General features: G+C 61.5%; 26 protein-coding genes. 12 read left to right on the top strand and 14 right to left on the bottom strand.

Annotation, left to right across the window (positions count from 1 at the left end; translation table 11 throughout):
* Positions 1-3: 3 nt before the first annotated feature.
* The 9 genes from lpdA to mdh form a co-directional block, all read right to left on the bottom strand.
* Complete coding sequence (lpdA, locus tag ABWV64_RS05585; protein ID WP_353343280.1) at positions 4-1,392, bottom strand: dihydrolipoyl dehydrogenase; 1,389 nt, start codon at positions 1,390-1,392, stop codon at positions 4-6.
* 161 nt (positions 1,393-1,553) lie between these two features.
* Complete coding sequence (locus ABWV64_RS05580; RefSeq protein WP_353343279.1) at positions 1,554-1,949, bottom strand: MAPEG family protein; 396 nt, start codon at positions 1,947-1,949, stop codon at positions 1,554-1,556.
* Entirely contained in the window at positions 1,946-2,761 is an 816-nt protein-coding gene (locus ABWV64_RS05575) for a class I SAM-dependent methyltransferase (protein WP_353343278.1), read from the bottom strand. Before ABWV64_RS05575 ends, ABWV64_RS05580 begins: the two co-directional genes overlap by 4 nt.
* Before the next feature lie 38 nt (positions 2,762-2,799).
* Entirely contained in the window at positions 2,800-3,186 is a 387-nt protein-coding gene (locus tag ABWV64_RS05570) for a hypothetical protein (RefSeq protein WP_353343277.1), read from the bottom strand.
* Between the two features lie 63 nt (positions 3,187-3,249).
* Positions 3,250-4,755 (bottom strand): 2-oxoglutarate dehydrogenase complex dihydrolipoyllysine-residue succinyltransferase, encoded by a 1,506-nt coding sequence (gene odhB, locus ABWV64_RS05565; protein ID WP_353343276.1) that lies wholly within the window; start codon positions 4,753-4,755, stop codon positions 3,250-3,252.
* 4 nt (positions 4,756-4,759) lie between these two features.
* Entirely contained in the window at positions 4,760-7,720 is a 2,961-nt protein-coding gene (locus tag ABWV64_RS05560; protein ID WP_353343275.1) for a 2-oxoglutarate dehydrogenase E1 component, read from the bottom strand.
* A gap of 160 nt (positions 7,721-7,880) precedes the next feature.
* Complete coding sequence (sucD, locus tag ABWV64_RS05555; protein WP_353343274.1) at positions 7,881-8,768, bottom strand: succinate--CoA ligase subunit alpha; 888 nt, start codon at positions 8,766-8,768, stop codon at positions 7,881-7,883.
* Between the two features lie 4 nt (positions 8,769-8,772).
* Positions 8,773-9,969 carry an ADP-forming succinate--CoA ligase subunit beta gene (sucC, locus tag ABWV64_RS05550; protein ID WP_353343273.1) on the bottom strand — a complete coding sequence of 399 codons (1,197 nt, stop codon included), beginning with the start codon at positions 9,967-9,969 and terminating at the stop codon, positions 8,773-8,775.
* Positions 9,970-10,262: 293 nt separating this feature from the next.
* Positions 10,263-11,225, bottom strand: coding sequence for a malate dehydrogenase (mdh, locus tag ABWV64_RS05545; RefSeq protein ID WP_353343272.1), 963 nt, complete (start codon positions 11,223-11,225; stop codon positions 10,263-10,265).
* A 159-nt stretch (positions 11,226-11,384) separates the two neighbouring features.
* Here mdh and ABWV64_RS05540 point away from each other — a divergent pair, with 159 nt between their 5' ends.
* Positions 11,385-12,137: a sulfite exporter TauE/SafE family protein gene (locus ABWV64_RS05540; protein WP_353343271.1), complete on the top strand. Its 753-nt coding sequence runs from the start codon at positions 11,385-11,387 to the stop codon at positions 12,135-12,137.
* Positions 12,138-12,232: 95 nt separating this feature from the next.
* Here ABWV64_RS05540 and ABWV64_RS05535 read toward each other — a convergent pair whose 3' ends face one another.
* Positions 12,233-12,544, bottom strand: coding sequence for a hypothetical protein (locus ABWV64_RS05535; RefSeq protein ID WP_353343270.1), 312 nt, complete (start codon positions 12,542-12,544; stop codon positions 12,233-12,235).
* Between the two features lie 373 nt (positions 12,545-12,917).
* Between ABWV64_RS05535 and ABWV64_RS05530 the strand changes: the two genes are divergently transcribed.
* The 11 genes from ABWV64_RS05530 (at position 12,918) to ABWV64_RS05480 (ending at position 21,126) form a co-directional block, all read left to right on the top strand.
* Entirely contained in the window at positions 12,918-13,775 is an 858-nt protein-coding gene (locus ABWV64_RS05530; protein ID WP_353343269.1) for an HpcH/HpaI aldolase/citrate lyase family protein, read from the top strand.
* A gap of 79 nt (positions 13,776-13,854) precedes the next feature.
* The gene (locus ABWV64_RS05525) at positions 13,855-14,400 is read left to right on the top strand and encodes an NnrU family protein (protein ID WP_353343268.1); all 546 of its coding nucleotides are present in this window, start codon (positions 13,855-13,857) and stop codon (positions 14,398-14,400) included.
* A 26-nt stretch (positions 14,401-14,426) separates the two neighbouring features.
* Positions 14,427-14,633 carry a DUF1737 domain-containing protein gene (locus tag ABWV64_RS05520; RefSeq protein ID WP_353343267.1) on the top strand — a complete coding sequence of 69 codons (207 nt, stop codon included), beginning with the start codon at positions 14,427-14,429 and terminating at the stop codon, positions 14,631-14,633.
* Positions 14,633-15,664, top strand: a complete 1,032-nt coding sequence (locus ABWV64_RS05515) for a MaoC family dehydratase (RefSeq protein ID WP_353343266.1) — start codon at positions 14,633-14,635, stop codon at positions 15,662-15,664. The genes ABWV64_RS05520 and ABWV64_RS05515 overlap by 1 nt, the downstream gene beginning before the upstream one ends.
* A 293-nt stretch (positions 15,665-15,957) precedes the next feature.
* On the top strand, positions 15,958-16,341 hold the full coding sequence (sdhC, locus tag ABWV64_RS05510; protein ID WP_353343265.1) for a succinate dehydrogenase, cytochrome b556 subunit: 384 nt from the start codon (positions 15,958-15,960) through the stop codon (positions 16,339-16,341).
* A gap of 10 nt (positions 16,342-16,351) precedes the next feature.
* Complete coding sequence (gene sdhD / locus ABWV64_RS05505) at positions 16,352-16,723, top strand: succinate dehydrogenase, hydrophobic membrane anchor protein (RefSeq protein WP_353343264.1); 372 nt, start codon at positions 16,352-16,354, stop codon at positions 16,721-16,723.
* Between the two features lie 16 nt (positions 16,724-16,739).
* Positions 16,740-18,545 (top strand): succinate dehydrogenase flavoprotein subunit, encoded by a 1,806-nt coding sequence (gene sdhA, locus ABWV64_RS05500; RefSeq protein WP_353343263.1) that lies wholly within the window; start codon positions 16,740-16,742, stop codon positions 18,543-18,545.
* Positions 18,545-18,958, top strand: coding sequence for a hypothetical protein (locus ABWV64_RS05495; RefSeq protein WP_353343262.1), 414 nt, complete (start codon positions 18,545-18,547; stop codon positions 18,956-18,958). The genes sdhA and ABWV64_RS05495 overlap by 1 nt, the downstream gene beginning before the upstream one ends.
* A gap of 91 nt (positions 18,959-19,049) precedes the next feature.
* Positions 19,050-19,829, top strand: coding sequence for a succinate dehydrogenase iron-sulfur subunit (locus tag ABWV64_RS05490; RefSeq protein ID WP_353343261.1), 780 nt, complete (start codon positions 19,050-19,052; stop codon positions 19,827-19,829).
* Between the two features lie 192 nt (positions 19,830-20,021).
* Positions 20,022-20,189 (top strand): hypothetical protein, encoded by a 168-nt coding sequence (locus tag ABWV64_RS05485; protein ID WP_353343260.1) that lies wholly within the window; start codon positions 20,022-20,024, stop codon positions 20,187-20,189.
* An 85-nt stretch (positions 20,190-20,274) separates the two neighbouring features.
* Positions 20,275-21,126 carry an urea carboxylase-associated family protein gene (locus tag ABWV64_RS05480; protein WP_353343259.1) on the top strand — a complete coding sequence of 284 codons (852 nt, stop codon included), beginning with the start codon at positions 20,275-20,277 and terminating at the stop codon, positions 21,124-21,126.
* A 3-nt stretch (positions 21,127-21,129) separates the two neighbouring features.
* Here the strand turns inward: ABWV64_RS05480 and ABWV64_RS05475 are convergent, their stop codons facing one another.
* From ABWV64_RS05475 to ABWV64_RS05460, 4 genes are read right to left on the bottom strand one after another with little or no spacing between them, the layout of a single operon-like run.
* Positions 21,130-22,119, bottom strand: coding sequence for an aldo/keto reductase (locus tag ABWV64_RS05475; protein ID WP_353343258.1), 990 nt, complete (start codon positions 22,117-22,119; stop codon positions 21,130-21,132).
* Positions 22,120-22,163: 44 nt separating this feature from the next.
* Complete coding sequence (locus ABWV64_RS05470; RefSeq protein WP_353343257.1) at positions 22,164-22,643, bottom strand: hypothetical protein; 480 nt, start codon at positions 22,641-22,643, stop codon at positions 22,164-22,166.
* Between the two features lie 43 nt (positions 22,644-22,686).
* Positions 22,687-23,391, bottom strand: coding sequence for a purine-nucleoside phosphorylase (deoD, locus tag ABWV64_RS05465; protein WP_353343256.1), 705 nt, complete (start codon positions 23,389-23,391; stop codon positions 22,687-22,689).
* Between the two features lie 21 nt (positions 23,392-23,412).
* Complete coding sequence (locus ABWV64_RS05460) at positions 23,413-23,853, bottom strand: GNAT family N-acetyltransferase (RefSeq protein WP_353343255.1); 441 nt, start codon at positions 23,851-23,853, stop codon at positions 23,413-23,415.
* Between the last annotated feature and the right edge of the window lie 89 nt (positions 23,854-23,942).

The raw sequence follows: 23,942 nt of genomic DNA, 5'->3' as shown, positions 1-23,942 counted from the left end.
TGCTTAAACGTGGATCGCCCCGTCGCCGCAGGCCAATGCTGCTTCGCGCACGGCTTCGGAGAAGGTCGGATGCGCGTGACAGGTCAGCGCCACATCCTGCGCCGAGGCGCCGAACTCCATGGCGACACAGATTTCGTGGATCAAATCCCCCGCGCCTGGCCCGATGATATGGCATCCCAGCACGCGGTCGGTGTCTTTGTCGGCCAGCAGTTTGACAAAGCCGTCGCCAGCGAAAACCGCCTTGGCGCGGGCGTTGCCCATGAAGGGGAATTTGCCGACCTTATAGGCGCGGCCCTCGTCTTTGAGCTGCTCTTCGGTGGCGCCGACCGAGGCGACCTCGGGGTGGGTATAGATCACGCCGGGGATGACGCCGTAATTCACATGGCCATGCTTGCCCGCGATGACTTCGGCGCAGGCCATGCCTTCGTCTTCGGCCTTATGGGCCAGCATCGGGCCGGTGATCACATCGCCGATGGCATAGATGCCTTTGACATTGGTCGCCCAATGGGCGTCGGTCTTGATCTGTCCGCGTTCGGTCATCTCGACGCCAAGCGCCTCAAGGCCGAGGCCGTCGACATAGGGGCGGCGGCCCGTGGCGACCAGAACCACATCGGCGTCGACGGTGGCTTCGCTGTCGTCCTTGCGCAATTTATAGGTGACTTTGGCCTTGGTCTTGCCGGTCTCCACGCTTTGCACGGCGGCGCCCATGATGAATTCAAGCCCTTGTTTTGTAAGCATTTTCTGGAACTGCTTTTGCACTTCGCCATCCATGCCGGGGGTGACTTTGTCCATGAACTCGATCACTTGGACCTCGGAGCCGAGGCGTTTGTAAACCGAGCCAAGCTCCAGCCCGATCACGCCTGCGCCGATGACGACCATCTTCTTGGGCACTTTGGGCAATTCGAGCGCGCCGGTGGAGGAGACGACGGTTTTCTCGTCGATCTCGACACCGGGGATCGAGGAGGGTTCGGAGCCCGAAGCGATGATGATATTCTTCGCTTCATGGGTCTCGTCGCCGACTTTGACCTTGCCCGCTGCAGGGATCGAGGCCCAGCCTTTGATCCAATCTACCTTGTTCTTTTTAAACAAGAATTCGATGCCTTTGGTATTGCCGGTGACGGTTTCGTCCTTATAGGCGAGCATCTGTTTGAAATCGACCGAGGGGGATTTGCCCTTCAGGCCCATTTTGGCGAAATTATGCTCGGCTTCATGCAGCATATGGCTGGCGTGCAGCATCGCTTTGGAGGGGATACAGCCCACGTTGAGGCAGGTGCCGCCGAGGGTGTCTCGGCCTTCGACACAGGCCACTTTGAGGCCCAGTTGGGCGCAGCGGATGGCGGCAACATAGCCACCGGGGCCTGCGCCGATGATGATAACATCGTAATTCGCCATGGGGATCTCTCCTTGGTTCAGACGGTCAGTTTAGAGGCAAAAATGCGGGTCGGTAAGACGTCGGTATAACGTCGGTATTGCGTCGGTGCGGATGGCGCGGCGGGCGGCATGCGGCGCGCGCGCGGCGCGGCCCCCTGCCATGGGTATGCAAAAGCGGCCGCTCATATCAGCGCCGCCAAAAACAGCGCCGCGCAGCAGGCCATGGCCACCAGCCAGATATAGCTGCGCCATGGTTGCCAGCCAAAGGCATAGGCGGGGGTATAAGCGGCGCGGGCGGCCAGATAGAGCGCGGCGGCCCCGCGGGTGAGGGCGGTAGATTGATCGCTCAGCGTGATGATCACCACGCCCAGACCGAAAAGCGGCAACATCACCGCGCTGTTGTCATAGGCGCGCAGCAGGCGGGCGGTGGTGGTGCGCATCTCGCGGCTGGGCATGCGGTCGCGCGGCGAGGTGGTATAGCGCGGGCCGACATCGACATTGGCCATATAGGAGGCCAGCGCAAACTGCGCGATATGGAGCAAGCCCGCGAGGGCGAGGATGGTGAGTTCGAAGGTCATGCGGCGGCTCCTGTGCGGGGGCGGAGAAGATAGCTGATCTGGATCGCGCCGGTTTTGCGCAGGGCGCTGCCGGTGCTGTCGCGGGCCAGATCGGCGCCATACCACGCATCGCCGAACCGCGCGCCGAGCCGCGGCGAGATCATGCCAAGGATCAGCGCATATTTGGCCCGCTCAAACAGGCCGATGGAGCGTTCGGCGATGAAATGCGTCTCGATCTTGCGCAGCGTGGCGCGATCAAAGGGAAACTCCCATGCCGCATCGGTTTGAAAGGGGCGAAAGGCGGCGCGAAACAGCCGCGCGGGCAGCCAGCTTTGCAGCGGATCGAGGGTGATGATTTTCGCCTGCGGCGCGGCCAGCGTATCGAGGCGGTCGAACAGCACCTCGATATGGCGAAAGTGATGGAACACCGAATGGGCATAGATCACGTCAAATCCGGTCTCGGTAAACCCGTTGTCGAGGATATCGCCGCTGTGGAAACGGGCGTTCGGGCGCGGGCCGAGGCGGGTTTGCAATTGCGCCACCTGCACGGGGCTGAGGTCGATGGCGTGGTATTCGCCCGCATGATCGGCAAGATATTCGGACAGGGCCGTGCCGGTGCCGCAGCCCAGTTCGAGCACTTTCTTGCCCGCCAGATCGCCGATCCATTCGCGGTGGCGCGCGTAAAATCCGGCGCGCATCGTGTCCGAGACCGCCGCGCTGGCCCGCGCGCGCAGCCAGCGCCACAGGTTGGTCGCGGGGCTGTTGATCTCGGAAATCGCACCGCCGTCGGTTTGGTCATAATAGTCCCTCTGCGCCAGATTGGTCCGGAGCATCTCATCGCGTGGATCAGCACAGGGGCGGGGCGCGCCGGTCATGACGGACAGGCCGCCACAGTGGTGAACAGCCCGCGGGTCAATTCGAAAGGGGCGGCGTCCGGATGATTGGCGGTGTAGAATTCGTCATTGCCCATCCATTCGTCACGGTGGCCGATTTCGGCGGCGGCCTCCATCCACGCGGGCGCGTAGTGGCCAGAGACAAGCTCGGTCACGAGGAAGCGGCCTTGCAGGCCAATAACAGTAAAGCAGGCATTTTCTTGCGCCGCGTCCACGGGGATAAACCGGTCTGCCTTACTGTCGTAGCTGTGCGATTTGAGCACCAGATCACCCGTTGCCAGCCGCGCGGGATTGGCGGTTTCGGCGTGCATACTACTGCCCCAAAGGGCGGTGCAGGCCGTTGCAAGATGGATCGGGCGGATCATGTGGAGCACCAATAAGCGCAGGGAAAGAGGGGCGGCACGCGAACCGGCCGCCCCGCAAGCAGGTTACAGATCCATCAACAGGCGGCGCGGGTCTTCGAGCGCCTCTTTGACGCGCACGAGGAAGGTCACCGCGCCTTTGCCATCGACGATGCGGTGGTCATAGGACAGCGCCAGATACATCATCGGGCGGATCACCACCTGACCGTTGATGGCCATGGGGCGGTCTTGGATTTTATGCATGCCAAGGATGCCCGATTGCGGCGGGTTGAGGATCGGCGAGGACATCAGCGAGCCGTAAACACCGCCGTTGGAGATGGTGAAGGTGCCGCCTTGCATCTCGGCCATCGACAATTTGCCGTCACGCGCGCGCGCGCCTTTTTCGGCGATGGCCTTTTCGATATCGGCAAAGGACATGGCATCGGCGTCGCGGATCACCGGCACCACGAGACCCGTGGGCGTGCCCGCCGCGATGCCCATATGGACAAAGTTTTTATAGACCACATCGGTGCCGTCAATCTCGGCATTGACCTCGGGCACTTCCTTGAGCGCATGGACGCAGGCCTTGGTGAAGAAGGACATGAAGCCGAGTTTGACACCGTGTTTCTTCAAGAACAGGTCTTTGTATTCGTTGCGCAGGGCCATCACCTCGGTCATGTCCACCTCGTTATAGGTGGTGAGCATGGCGGCGGTGTTTTGGCTGTCCTTGAGGCGGCGCGCGATGGTCTGGCGCAGGCGCGTCATCTTCACGCGTTCCTCGCGCGAGGCATCATCGGCCGAGACCGGCGCGCGCGGGGCGGCGGCGGCAGGGGCCGGCGCGGCACTTGCGCCCGCCGCGATGGCTTTGGCGACGTCTTCTTTCATCACGCGCCCGTCGCGGCCGGTTCCAGTCACGGCGTCGCGGCTGATGCCGGCTTCGGCCATGGCTTTCTTGGCGGCGGGGGCGTCCTCGACGTCTTTGCCGCCCGAGGCTGCGGGCGCAGGGGCCGAGGCCGCAGCCGCAGGGGCCGCAGCCGCCGCGCCCGCAGAGCCGGAGATCACGCCCAATTTGGCCGAGGCATCGACGGTGGCGCCTTCGGCGGCGGTGATTTCGCTCAGAACGCCACCGGCGGGCGAGGGCACTTCGACCGAGACCTTGTCGGTCTCAAGCTCGCAGAGCATCTCGTCTTGGGCCACGGTGTCGCCGACTTTCTTGAACCATGTGGAGACGGTCGCCTCGGTGACGCTTTCGCCCAAAGTCGGGACCATCACATCCACGGATTTGTCCGACCCGCCTGCGGCGGGGGCTGCGGCGGCTTTGGTGTCGGATTTGGCGGGGGCGGCCGCGGCAGCGCCGCCTTCGGTGATGGTCGCGAGCAAGGCATCGACGCCGACGGTTTCGCCCTCGGCGGCGACGATCTCGCCCATGGTGCCAGCGGCGGGCGCGGGCACTTCGACGGTCACCTTATCGGTTTCCAATTCGCACAGCATCTCGTCGGCAGCGACCGGATCGCCGGGTTTCTTGAACCAAGTGGCCACGGTGGCTTCGGTCACGGATTCGCCAAGTGTGGGGACGCGGACTTCGGTTGTCATGGGCTTATTTCCCTTTGATGGTCAGCGCATCGTCGATGAGCGCCGCTTGTTGTTTCTTGTGTTGGGTGGCAAGGCCGGTGGCCGGCGAGGCAGAGGCCGGACGGCCCGCATAGACCGGACGGCCATGTTTGGCTTTGATCCGGCCAAGCGCCCATTCGATGTTGGGTTCGATAAAGCTCCACGCGCCTTGGTTCTTCGGCTCTTCTTGGCACCAGACCATTTCAGCGCCTTTGAAGCGCTCCAGTTCGGCCACCAAAGACATGGCGGGGAAGGGGTAGAATTGCTCGATCCGCAGCAGGTAGACATCATCGATGCCGCGCGCGTCGCGCTCTTCGAGCAGGTCGTAATAGACCTTGCCCGAGCACATGACGACGCGTTTGATATCCTTGTCCTTCTTGAGCTTGGTGTCGGAATTGCCCTTTTCGGCATCATCCCAAAGCACACGGTGAAAGCTCGATCCGGTGGTGAAATCCTCGGCCGAGGAGATCGCCATTTTGTGACGCAGCAGAGATTTCGGCGTCATCAGAACCAAGGGTTTGCGATAGCTGCGGTGCAATTGGCGGCGCAGGATGTGGAAATAGTTGGCAGGCGTGGTGCAATTGGCCACGATCCAGTTGTCGCCGCCGCACATTTGCAAGAAGCGTTCGAGACGGGCGGAGGAATGCTCCGGCCCTTGGCCCTCGAACCCGTGCGGGAGCAGCATCACCAGACCCGACATGCGCAGCCATTTGCTTTCGCCCGAGGAGATGAACTGGTCGAACATGATCTGCGCGCCATTGGCAAAATCGCCGAACTGCGCTTCCCACATGACCAAAGCGTTCGGCTCGGAGAGCGAATAGCCGTATTCAAAGCCCAGCACCGCATACTCGGAGAGCATCGAGTCGATGACCTCATAGCGCGCCTGACCCTCGCGGATGGCGTTGAGCGGGTAAAACCGCTCTTCGGTCTCTTGGTTGATAAAGGCCGAGTGGCGTTGCGAGAAGGTGCCGCGGGTGCTGTCTTGGCCCGCGAGGCGCACGGGGTAGCCTTCGGTGAGCAGCGAGCCAAAGGCCAAGGCTTCGCCGGTGGCCCAGTCAAAGCCCTTGCCGCTGTCGAACATGGCCTTTTTGGCGTCGAGCAGACGGCCCACGGTTTTGTGGATCGGGAAGCCCTCGGGCGCGGTGGTCAGCGCTGTGCCGACCTCGGCCAAGGTTTCGGGGGCAATGGCGGTTTCGCCGCGCTGGTATTCCTCGCCCTCGCGGTTGAGATGCGACCAACGCCCGTCGAGCCAGTCGGCCTTGTTGGGTTTATATTCCTTGCCTGCCTCGAATTCGTCGTTGAGATAGGCTTGGAAGGCCGCTTTCATATCCTCGATCTCGCCCTCGGGGATCAGACCGTCCGCCACAAGCCGTTCGGTATAAAGCGACAGCGTGGTTTTGTGGCGCTTGATCTGGTTATACATGATCGGGTTGGTGAACATGGGCTCGTCGCCCTCGTTATGCCCGAACCGGCGATAGCAGAAGATATCGAGCACCACATCCTTGTGGAACTTCTGGCGGAATTCGGTCGCCACTTTGGCCGCGTGGACCACGGCTTCGGGATCGTCGCCGTTGACGTGGAAAATCGGCGCTTCGACCATCAGGGCGATGTCGGTCGGATAGGGAGACGAGCGCGAGAAATGCGGCGCGGTGGTAAATCCGATCTGGTTGTTCACGACGATATGGATCGTGCCGCCGGTGCGGTGCCCGACAAGGCCCGACAGGCCGAAACATTCGGCCACGACGCCTTGGCCCGCAAAGGCCGCATCGCCGTGCAGCAGGATCGGCAAAACCGCGGTGCGGTCCGCGTCTTGCAACTGCGCCTGTTTGGCGCGCACCTTGCCCAAGACCACGGGGTTGACCGCTTCGAGGTGCGACGGGTTCGCCGTCAGCGACAGGTGAACGGTATTGCCGTCAAATTCGCGGTCCGAGGAGGCGCCGAGGTGGTATTTCACATCGCCCGATCCGTCGACGTCTTCGGGTTTGAAGCTGCCGCCCTGGAATTCGTTGAAAATGGCGCGGTAGGGTTTGCCCATGACATTGGCCAGAACCGACAAACGGCCACGGTGCGGCATGCCGACCACGATGTCCTTGACGCCCAGATTGCCGCCGCGTTTGATGATCTGCTCCATCGCGGGGATGAGGCTTTCGCCGCCGTCCAGACCAAAGCGTTTGGTGCCCATGTATTTGACATGGAGGAATTTTTCAAAGCCCTCGGCCTCGACCAGCTTGTTCAGGATCGCCTTGCGGCCCTCGCGGGTGAACTGGATTTCCTTGCCGTAGCCCTCGATGCGCTCCTTGAGCCAACCGGCCTCTTCGGGGTTCGAGATATGCATGTATTGCAGCGCGAATGTGCCGCAATAGGTGCGTTTGACGATATCCATGATCTGGCGCAGCGAGGCGATTTGCAGGCCGAGCACCTGATCGATAAAGATCGGGCGGTCCATATCGGCCTCGGTAAACCCGTAGGCCTTGGGGTCAAGCTCGGGGTGCGGGTCGCGCCCGTGCAGGCCCAGCGGGTCCAGATCGGCGGCAAGGTGGCCGCGAATACGGTAGGCGCGGATGATCATCAGCGCGCGAATGCTGTCCAGAACGGCGCGTTTGATCGCCTCGTCGCTGACCTCGACGCCTTTTTCGGCGGCTTTGGCCTTGATCTTGTCGCCTGCGCCTTTGGCCTCGGCGGGCACGGCCCATTCGCCGGTCAGCGCCGCCGTTAGATCGTCATTGGGCACCGGCGGCCAGTCGCTGCGCCCCCAAGAGGGGCCGGAGGCCTCGGCCTTGACGTCCAGATCCGCATCGCCGAGCGCGCGGAAAAACTCCTGCCACGCTTCATCGACCGCATTGGGGTCATTGGCGTAACGGGCATACATCTGCTCGAGATATTCCGCGTTATGCCCCTGCATGAAGGAAGAGGCGTGGAAAGTGTCGTTAGGGCTTTGGTCGTTCATAATGACGGGCTCCCGAGGCCAGATGAGGAAAGCTGCGTGAGAGAGACCCGTTGGGGGCGGGTCCCCGTCGCGGGGCTTTGTGGGGGGCTCGGGGCCAAGACAGGCCCCGAGCCGTGATGTGTCAGGCAGGCAGGGCCGCGCGGGCCGCTGCCTTTGGCGTTTAGCCGTTCTTGATCGCTTCCATGACCGCTTCGCCCAAGGTGGCGGGGCTGTCGGCGACGACGATGCCAGCGGCTTTCATCGCTTCGATCTTGCTTTCCGCATCGCCCTTGCCGCCTGCGACAATCGCGCCGGCGTGGCCCATACGGCGTCCGGGAGGGGCGGTGCGGCCCGCGATGAAACCGGCCGTGGGTTTCCAGCGGCCTTTCTTCTTCTCATCGGCGAGGAATTGCGCGGCTTCCTCTTCGGCAGAGCCGCCGATTTCGCCGATCATGATGATCGAGGTGGTTTCGGGGTCGGCCAAGAACATCTCGAGCACGTCGATATGCTCGGTGCCTTTGATGGGGTCGCCGCCGATGCCCACGGCCGAGGATTGGCCAAGGCCCATATCGGTGGTCTGTTTGACCGCCTCATAGGTCAAGGTGCCCGAACGCGACACAACGCCGACCGAACCGCGTTTGTGGATGTGGCCAGGCATAATGCCGATTTTGCACGCATCGGGCGTGATCACACCGGGGCAGTTGGGACCGATCAGACGCGATTTGGAGTTTTCCAGCGCCTTTTTGACCTTCATCATGTCGAGCACGGGAATGCCTTCGGTGATGCAGACGATCAATTCCATTTCGGCGTCGATCGCTTCAAGGATCGAATCGGCGGCGAAGGGGGGCGGGACGTAGATGACCGAAGCATTGGCTTCGGTGCGGTCCTTGGCTTCGTGGACGCTGTCGAAGACCGGCAGGTTCAAATGGGTGCTGCCGCCTTTGCCAGGGGTCACGCCGCCGACCATTTTGGTGCCGTAGGCGATGGCCTGTTCGGAGTGGAATGTGCCCTGCGAGCCGGTGAGGCCCTGACAGATGACTTTGGTGTTTTCGTCGATAAGGACTGCCATTGGATTAACCTTTCACCGCTTTGACGATCTTCTGAGCGCCGTCTTTGAGATCATCCGCCGCGATCACGTCGAGGCCGGAGTTGTTGATGATGGCTTTGCCTTCTTCGACATTGGTGCCTTCGAGGCGCACAACCAGCGGAACCTTGAGGCCGACCTCTTTGACCGCAGCGACAACGCCTTCGGCGATGACGTCACAGCGCATGATGCCGCCGAAGATGTTGACCAAGATGCCTTTGACGTTGTCGTCCGAGGTGATGATCTTGAAGGCTTCGGTGACTTTCTCTTTGGTCGCGCCGCCGCCCACGTCGAGGAAGTTGGCAGGCTCAGCGCCGTAGAGTTTGATGATGTCCATCGTCGCCATGGCAAGGCCCGCGCCGTTGACCATGCACCCGATTTCGCCGTCAAGCGCGATATAGTTGAGGTCGTATTTGGAGGCCTCAAGCTCTTTGCTGTCTTCTTCGGTCTCGTCGCGCAGGGTCATGATGTCGGAATGGCGGTACAGCGCATTGCCGTCAAAACTGACCTTGGCGTCGAGCACCTTGAGATCGCCGGAGCCTTCGAGAACGATCAAGGGGTTGATCTCGAGCATCTCCATGTCTTTTTCAAGAAAGGCGCGGTAGAGGTTGCCCATCAAGGCGACGCATTGTTTGACCTGCGCGCCCTTGAGGCCGAGCGAGAAAGCGATGCGGCGGCCGTGGAAGGCTTGGTAGCCCGTGGCCGGATCAACCGAGAAGGACAGGATTTTTTCGGGGGTCGCTGCGGCGACCTCTTCGATGTCCATGCCGCCCTCGGTGGAGCATACGAAAGACACGCGCGAGGTCTGGCGATCCACCAGCAAGGCGAGGTAAAGCTCGTTTTCGATGTCCGAGCCGTCTTCGATGTAGATACGGTTGACCTGTTTGCCTGCGGGGCCGGTCTGGTGGGTCACGAGGGTGCGGCCCAGCATCTTTTTGGCTTCTTCCGCCGCTTCTTCAACGGAGAAGGCAAGGCGCACGCCGCCTTTTTCGCCTGCTTCGGCCTCTTTGAATGTGCCTTTGCCGCGGCCACCTGCGTGGATTTGCGCTTTGACGACCCAAAGCGGGCCACCCAATTCGCCAGCGGCGGCTTTGGCGTTCTCGGCCTTCAGGACGGCACGTCCCTCGGAGACCGGAGCGCCGTATTCGCGAAGCAGAGCCTTCGCTTGATACTCGTGGATGTTCATCAGACTGTCCCGTGTTGCTACGATTGCAATCGGTATAGGCATAAGGTTACGCCCCGTTTAAGGGATTTTTTGGTTAAAGGCGCGATTTCGGGGTGTTTTCTGTGATTTGTGATCACAGGTTTTAAGCGTGTGATCACAAATTAAGAGATGCTTAAGAATGAGGCAGGTTTCGCGAGGATCACGGCGACTCAAAGGCCCTGCCATCGGGCCGCGCAGCGCGATGCGGGGCCTCAAATGAAAAGGCGCCCCCGCGAGGGAGCGCCTTTCGGTCTCATGATACGATCGGCGCGGGTTTAGGCCAGCGAGGGATCGATCTCTTTACAGGCGGCAACGAGGCCTTTGACCGCATCGACGGATTTGTCGAACATCGCCTGCTCGTCTTTGTTCATCTTGATGTCGATGACTTTCTCGACGCCATTGGCACCGATCACCGTGGGCACGCCGACGTAGAAGCCGTTGAGACCAAGCGCACCGTCCACATAGGCGGCGCAGGGCAGAACGCGCTTTTGGTCTTTGAGATAGGCTTCGGCCATCTCGATCGCCGAGGTTGCGGGCGCATAGAAGGCCGAACCGGTTTTCAGCAGGCCAACGATTTCGGCGCCGCCATCACGGGTGCGCTGGATGATCGCGTCGAGCTTGTCTTGTGTGGTCCAGCCCATGTCGACCAGATCGGGCAGGGGGATGCCGCCAACGGTGGAGTAGCGCGCCAAAGGCACCATCGTGTCGCCGTGACCGCCCAGAACAAAGGCGGTGACATCGCGCATCGAGACGCCGAATTCCACCGACAGGAAGTGACGGAAGCGCGCCGAGTCGAGCACGCCCGCCATCCCGCAGACTTTCTCATGCGGCAGGCCGGAGAATTCGCGCAAGGCCCAAACCATCGCGTCGAGCGGGTTGGTGATGCAGATCACAAAGGCGTTCGGAGCGTGGGCAGCAATGCCTTCGCCGACCGATTTCATCACTTTGAGGTTGATGCCGAGCAGATCGTCGCGGCTCATGCCCGGTTTGCGCGGCACGCCTGCGGTGACGATGCAGACATCAGCGCCGGCGATGTCCTCATAGGATTGCGTGCCGGACATGGTCGCATCAAAGCCCTCGGAGGGGCCGGATTCTGCGATGTCGAGCGCTTTGCCCTCGGGGGTGCCTTCGGCAATGTCGAAAAGAACGACGTCGCCGAGTTCTTTCAGGGCTGCGAGGTGGGCGAGGGTGCCACCGATCTGTCCTGCGCCGATGAGGGCAATCTTGGGTCTGGCCATGGATTTATCTCCGGTCCGTTTGAAATCGCGCATGGGGTAGTGCGGAAATCGCGCTCGCGCAAGGGTGCTGCGCTGCGGCGGGGCGGGGAAATGGGCGGTTGCGGCGGCGCAAAATCGGCGTAAAGTCCAAAAGACACAAGGATTTAAGGGGCCGCGCCGGTGATCGACTTCTCGCTCAGCTTTTTTGCCGTGGCCCTGCCTGCGGTGCTCTTTGCGGGCATCTCCAAGGGCGGCTTTGGCTCTGGCGCGGCCTTTGCGGCCTCGACGATTCTGGCGCTGGTGCTGGAACCGGGGGCGGCTTTGGGGCTGATGTTGCCGCTGCTCATGGTGATGGATGCGGCGGGTATGCGGGCCTATTGGCGACGCTGGTCGCCCGTGGATGCGCGCCGTCTGGTCCTCGGCGCCTTGCCCGGCGTGGGGCTTGGCGCGCTGTTCTATGCGGCGGTGAGCGCCGATGGCGTGCGGCTGTTGATCGGGGCGATCTCGGTCGGTTTTGTGCTGTGGCAATGGGCGCTCAAGGCGGGGCTGAAATTCGGCGCGCGGCCCATGGGAGCGGCGGGCGGGATCACGGCGGGGGTGGTCGCGGGGTTTTCAAGCTTTGTCAGCCATGCGGGCGGGCCGCCGGCGGCGGTCTATCTGCTGACGCGGCCCTTGGAAAAAACCGCGTTCCAAGGCACCACGGTCCTCGTCTTTACGGTGATCAACGCGCTCAAGATGCTGCCTTACGGGTTTTTGGGCATCTTCACGCTCAACAGCCTTTTGGCCGATGTGATCTTGGCCCCTGTGGCGGTTCTGGGCACATGGATCGGGGTGCGGCTGCATTATATGGTCTCCAAAGAGACGTTTTTCGCGCTGACCTATGTGCTGCTGCTGGCGACGGGCGGCAAATTGATTTTCGATGCGTTGACCTGAGCCGCGCGCGGGGCGCCCGTGCAGATACAAAAAGCGCGCCATCTCTGGCGCGCCTTCGGGGTCTTGGGTTTGGCCAGTAGGTTTGGCCAGTGTCTTCAGGCGTCATTGCCCTCGGCGGGCAGGGCCTCGGCCAGTTCCTCAAAGGCCTGACCGGAGGCGACAAGGCAGGTCATGCCCGAGGGCATGGTGACCGTGATGGTCCATGTGCCGCTTTCGTCCGAGGCGAAAACCTCGACCACTTGGTTGTTGGCGCCAAGGCCGATGGATTGGCGCGTCTCGCCATATCCCGAGGCCAGCCGTTCCACGACGACATCGCGCGGGCCGCAGTTTTGCCGTGTCTGCGCGGCGGCGCCATTGGCCGCAAGCGCGGCGATCAGGAGGGGAAGGCTCTTAAAAAGCAGTTTCATCGCGTTAACCTTTGCTCAATGGGGAAACCGCTCTTGGGGGGCCGCATCTGTTCAAGGCTCCACGCCTGTGCGGCCGGTTTGGCTTCCGGTGTTTCATCTTGCGCAGGTTGCCTCTTTGCGGTCTGAGGCGGTCAGTGGCGGCTTTGGGCTTGGCCCCGCTCTTTCATCCGGCGCATGGGATAAAGGTGCGCCTTGGCCCTGAAGTTAAGGTTAATCCGCCGCCCGTTCCGTCGAATTGTAGGCATTTTGGGTGGCCATCGCGCCCGACTTGCCTTGTCTCGCAGCGTTTTTTCTGCATTGCGGCGCAAATCCACTTGAACATTTGTGCAAAAAAGTGCCACTTGCAGCGCAACATTATTACCGGAGAGTTAAAATGGACCAGACCGACCGCCCCTACCGTTCCGTGTTGTATATCCCCGGCTCCAAGGACCGCGCATTGGACAAAGCACGCGGCTTGCCTGTGGATGCGATCATCTTTGACCTTGAGGACGCGGTGACGCCCGAGGCCAAGGTCGAGGCGCGCGCCACGCTCAAAGCCGCGCTCGATCAGGGCGGCTATGGGGGCCGTGCCAAGATCATCCGCATCAACGGGCTTGATACCGAATGGGGCGCGGGCGATGTTGCCGCGCTGAAAGATTGCGATGTCGACGCCTTCCTTTTGCCCAAGGTCAACAGCGTCGCCGATATCAACGCGCTCAGCGATCTTTTGGGCAATGGCAAAGCCATCTGGGCGATGATGGAAACGCCTTTGGGCATTTTGAACGCGCTCGAAGTGGCCGCGCATCCGCAATTGACCGGATTTGTCGCGGGCACCAATGATCTGGCCAAAGAGCTGAACTGCCGCGCGCGCGCCGACCGTTTGCCGATGATGATGGCGCTGCAACAAATCCTTCTGGCGGCCCGTGCCCATAACGTCATCGCGATCGACGGCGTCTATAACCAGTATAAGGATGAAGAGGGTCTCAAGCTCGAATGCGATCAGGGCCGCGATCTGGGCTATGATGGCAAAACCTTGATCCACCCCGCGCAGGTTGCCGTCACCAATGCGGCTTTTGCCCCCTCCGAGGCCGAGATCGACCTTGCCCGCCGCCAGATTGCCGCGCTTGAGGAGGTCGAGGCGACGGGGCAGGGCGTTGCGGTTGTGGACGGGAAAATCGTCGAAAACCTGCATGTCGAGACCGCAAAAAAGCTGTTGGCCAAGGCCGAGGCTATTGCCGCGCTGGGCGAATAGGCGCACCCTGACGGCGACAATGGACAGGCAGGGCGCCTGAAGACACCAAGGCGCCCGCCCAGCAACAGGGATGACAGCCATGACTTTACTCGTTCTCGGAATTGCGATCTGGATCGGCGCGCATTTGCTCAAACGGCTCGCGCCGGACCTGCGCGCCAGCATGGGCGAGAAACGCGGGCGCGGGATCATCGCGCTGGCGCTTTTTGCCTCGCTGGCCTTGATGATCATCGGCTTTCGCGGCGCGCCGCAGATCGATCTGTGGTATCCGCCCGCGGTTTTCACCCCGATCAACAACCTGCTGATGCTCTTGGCGGTGTTCCTTTTTGCCGTCTCCGAATCCAAAGGCGCCCTGCGTGCGAAAATCAAACATCCACAGCTCTATGCGGTCAAAACATGGGCCGTGGCGCATTTGCTGGTGAATGGCGATCTGGCCTCGGTCTTGCTGTTCGGCGGCATGTTGTTCTGGGCCGTGGTTTCGGTGATCTTGATCAACCGCAGCGGCGATTTCGTGCCCAAAGAGGCCGGCCCCGCCAAACGCGATATCATCACCGTTTTGGCGACGCTGGTCGCCTATGCGGTGATTGTCGCCATCCATTCGTGGCTTGGCTATTCGCCTTTCGCCTGACCCCTGCCTGATAAGGTTTTTCCAAGATGCCAGATATTTACCGCCTGCTGACCGAGGATGACACATCGGCCTTTTGCCATAAGGTCAGCGAAGCGCTGGGCAAGGGCTGGGTGCTCTATGGCGATCCGAGCTATGCCTTTGATGCCGCGCGCGGCGTGATGCGCTGCGCCCAAGCGGTCATAAAGACCGTCGATGCGCCCTATACCCCCGATATGAAACTAGGAGAGCAATAATGGCCAAGACGAATGCCGGTCGTTTTTTCGAGGATTACACACTTGGCGATGTGATCGAACATGCGGTGCCGCGCACCGTTTCGGGGGGCGAGCGCGCGCTTTATCATGCGCTTTATCCGGCGCGCCATGCGCTCTATTCCTCGGACGAATTCGCCCGCGCCAGCGGCCTGCCCGCTTCGCCGATCGATGATCTGGCGGCCTTCCATGTGGTCTTTGGCAAAACCGTGCCGGATGTCTCGCTCAATGCGGTGGCCAATCTTGGCTATGCCGAGGGGCGCTGGCTCTTGCCGGTCTATGCGGGCGATACGCTGCGCTCGACCTCCGAAGTGATTGGCCTCAAACAAAATTCCAACGGTAAAACCGGCGTGGTCTATGTGCGCACCCGCGGCCTCAACCAGCGCGATGAAGTGGTGATGGACTATGTGCGCTGGGTCATGGTGCGCAAAAACAACCTCGATGCGCCCGCGCCCGAAACCGTGGTGCCCGACTTGTCCAAGGTTCTGGCGGTCGAGGATCTGGCGATCCCTGCGGGGCTGGATTTCACCAATTATGACTTCACCCTCGCGGGCGAGGCGCATCGGTGGGGCGATTACGAGGTGGGCGAGCAGATCGACCACGTCGACGGCGTCACCATCGAAGAGGCTGAACATATGATCGCCACGCGCCTGTGGCAAAACACCGCCAAAGTGCATTTCGACGCGACCTTCCGCCCCGACGGGCAGCGCCTGATCTATGGCGGTCATGTGATTTCGATGGCGCGCGCCCTGTCGTTCAACGGTCTGGCCAATGCGCAGATGATCGTGGGCCTGAACGGCGGCGCCCATGCCAACCCGTGCTTTAGCGGTCTGACCGTCAAAGCGTGGTCCGAAGTGCTCGACAAGCGCGAAACCTCTGCGCCTGGTGTCGGGGCGATCCGCTTGCGGCTTGTGGCAACCTCGGGCAGCGCGCCTTTTGCGCTCAAGGGTGAGGATGGCAAATATCTGCCCGAGGTTCTGCTCGACCTCGACTATTGGGCCTTGATGCCGATGTGATCTCTGCCTCCGGCGGGGATATTTGGAGAACCTGCAAATCAAGCGCCCTGCTTTGCAGGTTCGTCAAATATCCTCGCCGAAGGCATAAGAGTCGCGCGAAGCGCCTTGGCGGTGCGGCGCGGGAGGTCACGCTTTGTTAATTTGTGATCACACTTTTATTCTCTGTGATCACACGGCGCCCAAAATCTTTGCCTTTGCAGCATTTTCTGTGTCTCGACATGCGCCTCATAGGTGACACGGCGTAAAAAAACGCTATGACAGAGGGCAGCAAGGGAACCCTGAAAGGATTTGATATGGCCGATGTGAATCGTGGCAACCGCCCGCTCTCGCCGCATCTTTCGATTTATCGCCCCCAGCTGACATCCATCACGTCCATTTTGACGCGGATCACCGGCAATGCGCTGTTGATCTCGGCGCTTTTGGTCGTTTGGTGGTTCTTGGCGGCGGCAACATCCGAAGAGTATTTCAACGTCGCCAATGGCGTGATCACAAGCTGGTTCGGCGATCTGGTCATGTTCTTCTCGGTTCTGGGGCTGTGGTATCACACGCTCGCCGGTTTGCGGCATCTGATCTGGGACAATGCCATCGGGCTTGACCTGCCGACCGCCTATAAAATGGGCTATGCGGTTTTGATCGGCTCTGTTGTTTTGACGGCTTTGACCGTCGTGATTTTGTAAGGGGGCGATCATGCGTTATCTGACAGACCGCAAGACAGCCGTCGGCATGGGATCGGCGAAAACAGGCACCGCGCATTTTTGGGCGATGAAAGTCTCCTCCGTGGCGCTTTTGCTGCTGGTTCCGTTGTTCGTGGCGACATTCGGTTGCGCCTTGGGCGGCACCTATGAAGAGGTCATGGCCTATTACAGCCGACCGTTCCCCGCGATTGTTGCGGCGCTGACCTTTATCGTGGGCTTCAAACATTTCAACGACGGCGCGCAGGTGTTGATCGAGGATTATGTTCACGGCTTGGCGCAGAAGATCTCGCTGATCCTGCTCGCCTGTATTTCCTATGCTGCGATGGCGACGGGCGTTTTCGCCATTGCCAAAATCGCGCTTTAAGACCGGAGTTCTAGCAATGGCTGCTTATGAATACGAAACGCACGAATATGACGTGGTTGTCGTTGGCGCCGGCGGGGCCGGTTTGCGTGCGACGCTCGGCATGGCCGAACAGGGGTTGCGCACCGCTTGCGTGACCAAGGTTTTCCCGACCCGTTCGCACACCGTGGCCGCGCAGGGCGGGATTGCCGCCTCGCTGTCCAACATGGGGCCGGACAACTGGCAGTGGCATATGTATGACACGGTCAAGGGCTCGGACTGGCTCGGCGATACGGATGCGATGGAATATCTCGCCCGCGAAGCGCCCAAGGCGGTTTACGAGCTGGAGCATTACGGCGTGCCGTTCTCGCGCACCGAAGAGGGCAAAATCTACCAGCGTCCCTTTGGCGGTCACACCACCGAATTCGGCGATGGTCCCGCGGTGCAGCGTACCTGCGCCGCCGCCGACCGGACCGGCCATGCGATTTTGCATACGCTTTACGGGCAATCGCTCAAGAACAACGCCGAATTCTATGTCGAATATTTCGCCGTCGATCTGATCATGTCCGATGATGGCGTGTGCCAAGGCGTGGTGTGCTGGAAGCTTGATGACGGCACCTTCCACATCTTTAACGCCAAGATGGTGGTTCTGGCCACGGGCGGCTATGGCCGCGCCTATTTCTCGGCCACCTCGGCCCATACCTGCACCGGTGACGGCGGCGGTATGGTGGCGCGCGCGGGTCTTGCGCTTCAGGATATGGAGTTCGTGCAGTTCCACCCGACCGGCATCTATGGCTCGGGCTGTTTGATCACCGAGGGCGCGCGCGGCGAGGGCGGGTATCTGACCAACTCCGAAGGCGAGCGGTTCATGGAGCGTTACGCGCCCCAATATAAAGACCTCGCGCCGCGCGATTACGTCTCGCGTTCGATGACGATGGAAATCCGCGAAGGCCGCGGTGTGGGCGAACATGGCGATCACATCCACCTGAACCTGTCGCACCTGCCTGCCGAAGCCTTGGCCGAACGTCTTCCGGGGATTTCGGAAAGCGCCAAGATTTTCGCCGGTGTCGATGTCACCAAAGAGCCGATTCCGGTTTTGCCGACGGTGCATTACAACATGGGCGGTATCCCGACCAACTATTGGGGCGAGGTGTTGAACCCGACGGCCAAGGATCCCAATGCCGTTGTGCCGGGTCTGATGGCTGTGGGCGAGGCGGGCTGTGCCTCGGTGCATGGGGCCAACCGTTTGGGTTCGAACTCGCTCATCGATCTGGTGGTCTTTGGCCGTGCCGCCGCGATCCGCGCCGGCAAGGTGGTGGACGCCGAGGGCGCGAACCCCGTGCTCAACCAAGCCTCGATCGACAGCGCCTTTGACCGTTTCGACGGGCTGCGCAATGCTTCGGGCGGCACGCCCACGGCGGAATTGCGCCTCGAGATGCAGCGCACGATGCAAGCGGATGCGGCGGTGTTCCGCACCGCCAAGACCATGAAAGAAGGCGTTGAGAAGATGACCGCGATTGCGGGCAAGCTGGGCGATCTGAAGGTCACGGACCGCAGCCTCGTGTGGAACTCGGACCTGATGGAAACGTTGGAGCTGACCAACCTGATGCCCAACGCTTTGGCCACCATCGTCGGTGCCGAAGCGCGCGAAGAAAGCCGCGGCGCCCATGCGCATGAGGATTTCGCCGCCCGCGACGACGAGAAATGGCGCGTGCACACGATCAGCCGCGTTGATGGCAACAAGGTCGATCTGAGCTATCGCCCCGTGGTCAAGGATCCTTTGACCACAGAGGATGAAGGCGGCATCAGCCTCAAGAAAATCGCGCCCAAAGCGCGGACTTTCTGATGCGGCGCGGCGGGTTCATAATCGCCGGTGGGTTGATGATGGTGGCGGGTCTTGCGGCCTGCACCTCGCAAAAGCGCCCCGATGTTGTGACCTCGTGTATGTTCGATGTCGCCGCACCGGGCAGCTATACCTATGAGGCGGGGGCCGCCGTGCCTGTCGTCACGCCGGTCGAGGATGGCACGCCCGAAGGCGCGGCTTTGCTCAATGCCTGTATTTCGGGGCGTTTGGCGGGGCAGGCGCCGCAACGCATGGTCGCCTCGGACCGCTATGCGGCGGGCAATGCTTCGGCAGCGCGCCCGTCCTCTGCCGATATCTTGCGCCACCGCAAACCGTTCAATGTCTATGACCAAAGCGCCTGTCCGGGCGGTATGTCGGGCATGTATGGCGGCGTCTCTTACTGCACGGGGAATTGAGGCATGATGGCTTTGACCCCCCGCACCGAAACTCTCGCTCTTCGCCCGCTTCGGGCGCAGATGTCCTAGCCTTAGCCAAGGAGATCGTCCCATGGTCCAACTGACCCTACCCAAGAACAGCCGCATCAAAACCGGTAAAACATGGCCCAAGCCCGAGGGTGCCACGAATGTGCGCAAATTCTCGATCTACCGCTTTGATCCGGACGCGGGGGAAAACCCGCGTGTCGATACCTATTTCCTCGACATGGACAAATGCGGCCCGATGGTTCTGGACGCGCTGATCAAGATCAAGAACGAGATCGACCCGACGCTGACCTTCCGCCGGTCGTGCCGCGAAGGCATCTGTGGCTCTTGCGCGATGAACATCGACGGGATCAACACGCTGGCCTGTATCTACGGGATGGACGAGATTTCGGGCGATGTGAAAATCTACCCGCTGCCGCATATGCCGGTGGTCAAGGATTTGATCCCTGATCTCACCCATTTCTATGCGCAGCACGCCTCGATCATGCCGTGGCTGGAGACGAAAACCAACCGTCCCGCCAAGGAATGGCGCCAGTCGATCGAAGACCGCAAGAAGCTTGACGGTCTTTATGAATGCGTGATGTGCGCCTCGTGCTCGACGTCTTGCCCCTCCTATTGGTGGAATGGCGATCGCTACCTCGGGCCTGCGGCTTTGCTGCATGCTTACCGCTGGATCATCGACAGCCGCGACGAGGCCACGGGCGAGCGTCTGGATGAATTGGAAGATCCGTTCAAGCTCTACCGCTGCCACACGATCATGAACTGCGCCAAGACCTGCCCCAAGGGCCTCAACCCCGCCAAGGCCATCGCAGAGATCAAGAAAATGATGGTCGAGCGCACCGTTTAAACGGGCGGGCTAACGATCAAAGACCACTGCGGGCGCCTCTTTTGCGGGGCGCCCGTTTTGCGTTCTGGACCCATAGGTCAGCTTTGCGAAAACCGCATGGCGTGGTTGCGAAAATTGGGGGATGTGCGCGATGCTGCGTTGCGGCATGATGGACGCAGGGAGGGCGTCACGCAAACATCCATGAGGCTCCCAATGGCACAAAAACACCCCACATCTGCTGAGTTGCGCAAAGCGCAAGCCGCGCTTGATGCGCTCAATGTCGCTTATGAATATTTCACGCCCGCGCCTTGGCTCGCGGCGCGCGCCGATGCGAAACCCGCCGCGCCTGACGATTATCTGCCGCTCGGCCACGCGGCCTGACGGCGGCAGAAGCGCGGGACGATAAATCACCGGATTTGAGGCGAGAGGGCTTTCCCTTTCGCCTCTTTTCTTGTGAGGTGGGCGCATGACACAGCCCCGCTCCCCCAAAGACGCCGCCGCCCGCCGCGCCATCGCGCCGGTGATTTGCTATCCCACCGACAGCCTGCCGCGCCCCGATCTGCCGCGCCTCATGGCCGCGCGCCGCGGCGCGATGCGTAGCGCACAGGTCACCGTGCCGCCCCGCGAGGCAGCGGCGTTTCGCGTCGCGGCGGGATCGTTTTTTCGCATATCCCTGCCCGAAGGGTCGCAGGTCGGCGATTTGAACCTGTGGAATGCGGAGCGTTTGGACGAGCGGTTCTATTCGGGCAAGACCCGCGCCTTACATGGCACCCATCTGTCGGTGGGTGATCGGATGTGGTCGTGCCACCCCTATTTGCGCCCGATGGCGACGGTGATCGCCGACAGCCTCGATTGGTATGGCATCGACGCCTATGGCGGCGCGGTGCATGACGTGATCGGCACGCGCTGCGATCCCTATACCCATCATTTGCTCAGCGGGCAGGACTATCACCATTGTTGCCACAGCAACCTGATCCGCGCGCTGGCGCAGGCCGAAGGGCTGACGGCGCAAGAGGCCGAGGCGCATGTGCATGATGTGCTCAACGTCTTTATGTGCACGGGCTTCACGCGCGAGACGGGGCAGTATTTCATGAAGGCCTCGCCCGCGCGGCAGGGTGATTTCATCGAGTTTTTCGCCGAGATCGACCTGCTTGGCGCGCTCTCCGCCTGTCCTGGTGGCGATTGCAGCGCCGAGCATAGCTCGGACGCGGCGCAATGCTATCCGATGCGGGTCGAGGTCTTTACGCCGCGCGCAGGGGCCTTGGGCGATTGGACGCCGCCGCCGGTCAACGGCTATGGCGGCGGCCACGGGTTTTAGGGGCTAGCAGTAGCGCTCGACGCCCATCATCTGACTGTCCGAATAGCGATCCCCTGCGGCAAATCCGGCGGGCAAGAGCCGCGCGATCTCGGCGCGGTCCTCTTGCGAGAAGGAGATCTCGGCCGCGCCGAGCCATTCGTTCAAATGCGCCGCCCTGCGCGTGCCGGGGATGGGGATGAGATGATCGCCCTTGTCGAGCACCCACGCCAGAGCCGCCGCCGAGGTGGTCCATCCTTTGGCGCGGCAAAATGCGCGGAACCCGTCGATTTTCTCCAGGTTATAGGCGTAGTTCGGCTCCATGAAGCGCGGCGAGACGGCGCGCCAGTCGTGTTTGCCCATCTGCGCCGGGTCGACCGAGGTCTCGCCGAACATCCCGCGCGCCAAGGGCGAGAAGGGGATAAACGCCGTGCCCAATTCGGCGCAGGTCTCGATCAGGCCCAGTTCCGGCAAGCGGGTCCAAAGCGAATATTCGTTTTGCACCGCCGCGCAGGGCGCCACCGCATGGGCGCGGCGCAAGGTGGCGGGGCACACTTCCGAGAGGCCATAGGCGTCGATCATGCCTTCGGCTTTGAACTTCATCAAGGTTTCGACCACCTCTTCGATCGCGATGCGCGGGTCGCGGCGGTGGATATAGTAAAGCTCGACCTTGTCACGCCCCAGCTTTTGCAAACTGCCCTCCAATTCGGCGCGCAGGTGGTCTTCGGTATTGTCGATCCGGCGCTCGGGGCGCACGATGATGCCGCCTTTGGTGGCCAGCGTCACCTTGGCACCGGTCTGGCGCAGATAGGACCCGATCACATTCTCCGAACGGCCCAGCCCGTAGATATTGGAGGTGTCCCAAAAATCGATCCCCGCCGCATCGGCGGCGGCGAGGCAGTCCATCGAGGTTTCGTCTTCGGTGGCACCGAAGAAACCGGCGAAACTCATACAGCCAAGGCCGATGGCCGAAACCATCGGGCCATCGGCACCAAGTTGTCGTTTGGGAAGGGGCATGAAGATATCCTTGTGTTGATGGGGCTGGCGCGGCGAATTGCGCCCTATCGGGTCCAGAGCACCCGCGCCTTAAGGCGCGCGCGGTCAATGGCATAGCGGGTCTCGCCGGTCGGGCAACAGCGCGGCTCGCCGGTTTTGAGCGTGGTCAGCGTCACCTCGATCCGGTCGGGCAAAAACAGCGGGTCGCGCGGATTATGACCATAAAGATCAGAGATCAAGCCGTGAAAGGTGAATTGCAGCGGCGGGTGGTCCAATGTGTAATAGGCGACGGCGATGCTGGTGTTGCCCGCCGATCCTTGGATCCACTCATAGACAATCGCCAAGGCTTCGCGCGCCTGATGCGGCGCGGGGCGGTCGGGCAAAAAGAACGATGCTTCGACCACGCCGGAGCCTTGGGCAAGCTGCGGGAAAAGCACCGCATCCAGATCGGGCCACGCCTCTTGTGCGGCGGCGCAAAGCGGCGCGGCGGCAAAAAGCAAAGCGGATAGGAACGACCGGCAAAACGGCATCGGCACCTCAATCATGACCTAAGGTCACAGTGCCTTGGCCCGCGCCGATATTCAAGTGTCAGGCGAAGGCGGCCTTCAGCGCGATGTCGACCATATCGCCAAAACTGCGCTCGCGCTCCGCCGAGGGTAGGGCGTCTTGCGTCAAAAGATGGTCGGAAACCGTCAGGACCGCCAAGGCGCGCACGCCGTGGCGCAGAGCGAGATTGTAAAGCTCGGCCGCTTCCATTTCGACGCCCAGAATGCCGTGGCGGGTCATTTGCTCGGTCAGGTCGGGGCGCTCGTCGTAGAACACATCCGACGAATAGATGCCGCCGACATGGGTTGCGACATCCACCGATTTGGCGGCCTCGGCGGCGGCGGACAAAAGGCCAAAATCGCAGCAGGGCGCGAAATTGAGTTCCTTGAAAATGCCGCTCGACGGGGTCGAAAGCGTGCTGGCCGTCATGGCGAGGATGATGTCGCGCACCTTGACCGCATGTTGCATCGCACCGCAGGAGCCGATGCGGATCAAGGTTTTCGCGCCGTAATCGCGGATCAATTCATTGGCGTAGATCGACAGGGATGGCATCCCCATGCCCGAGCCTTGGATGGTGACGCGGTGGCCGTTCCATGTGCCGGTATAGCCGAGCATCCCGCGGGTTTCATTGACCAATTCGGCCCCTTCCAAAAACGTCTGCGCCGCCCATTTGGCACGGTAGGGATCACCGGGCATGAGGACGGTTTCGGCGATCTGGCCTTTTTCGGCTCCGATATGGATGGTCATAGGGCTCTCCTCGCGAATGGATTAGCGTTGGTATTTGATAAAGGGCGTCAGCGTGGCGATGCGGTCATAGAGCTTGCGTGCCGTGGCATTGAACTCTTGGGTCATCCAATAGACCGAGGGCGTGCCATTGGCATCGGCCTCGGCATAAACAGCCTCGATCAGCGCGCGCCCGATGCCTTGGCCGCGCACATCCGGATCGGCATAGAGGTCTTGCAGATAGCACACGCGCTCGCGCTTCCAGTTGTGCGCATGATAGATGTAGTGGACGAGGCCCACCGCGCGCCCGTCCAGCAGCGCAAGCCGCGCGTTTTGGTCGGGGTGATCGGCAGACAGGAGCCGCTCGAAGGTGGTGTTGCTGACCTCCTCGGGCAGGGTGCTTTCGTAAAAGGTCAGATAGGCGGTCCAAAGGCGGTGCCATTCGGCTTTGTCGGCTTGCATGAGGGGGCGGATTTCGAGGGGCATGGGCGGCTCCGGTCTGTGTTTTGCGCAAGCCTATGCGCGCGCGGCGCAATAGAAAAGGCCCGCCGCGACGATTGTCGGGCGGGCCGTTT

The organism is Litorivita sp. NS0012-18, assembly GCF_040371945.1.
GTDB lineage: Bacteria > Pseudomonadota > Alphaproteobacteria > Rhodobacterales > Rhodobacteraceae > Litorivita.
This window is presented reverse-complemented; position numbering and strand designations above follow the sequence as displayed.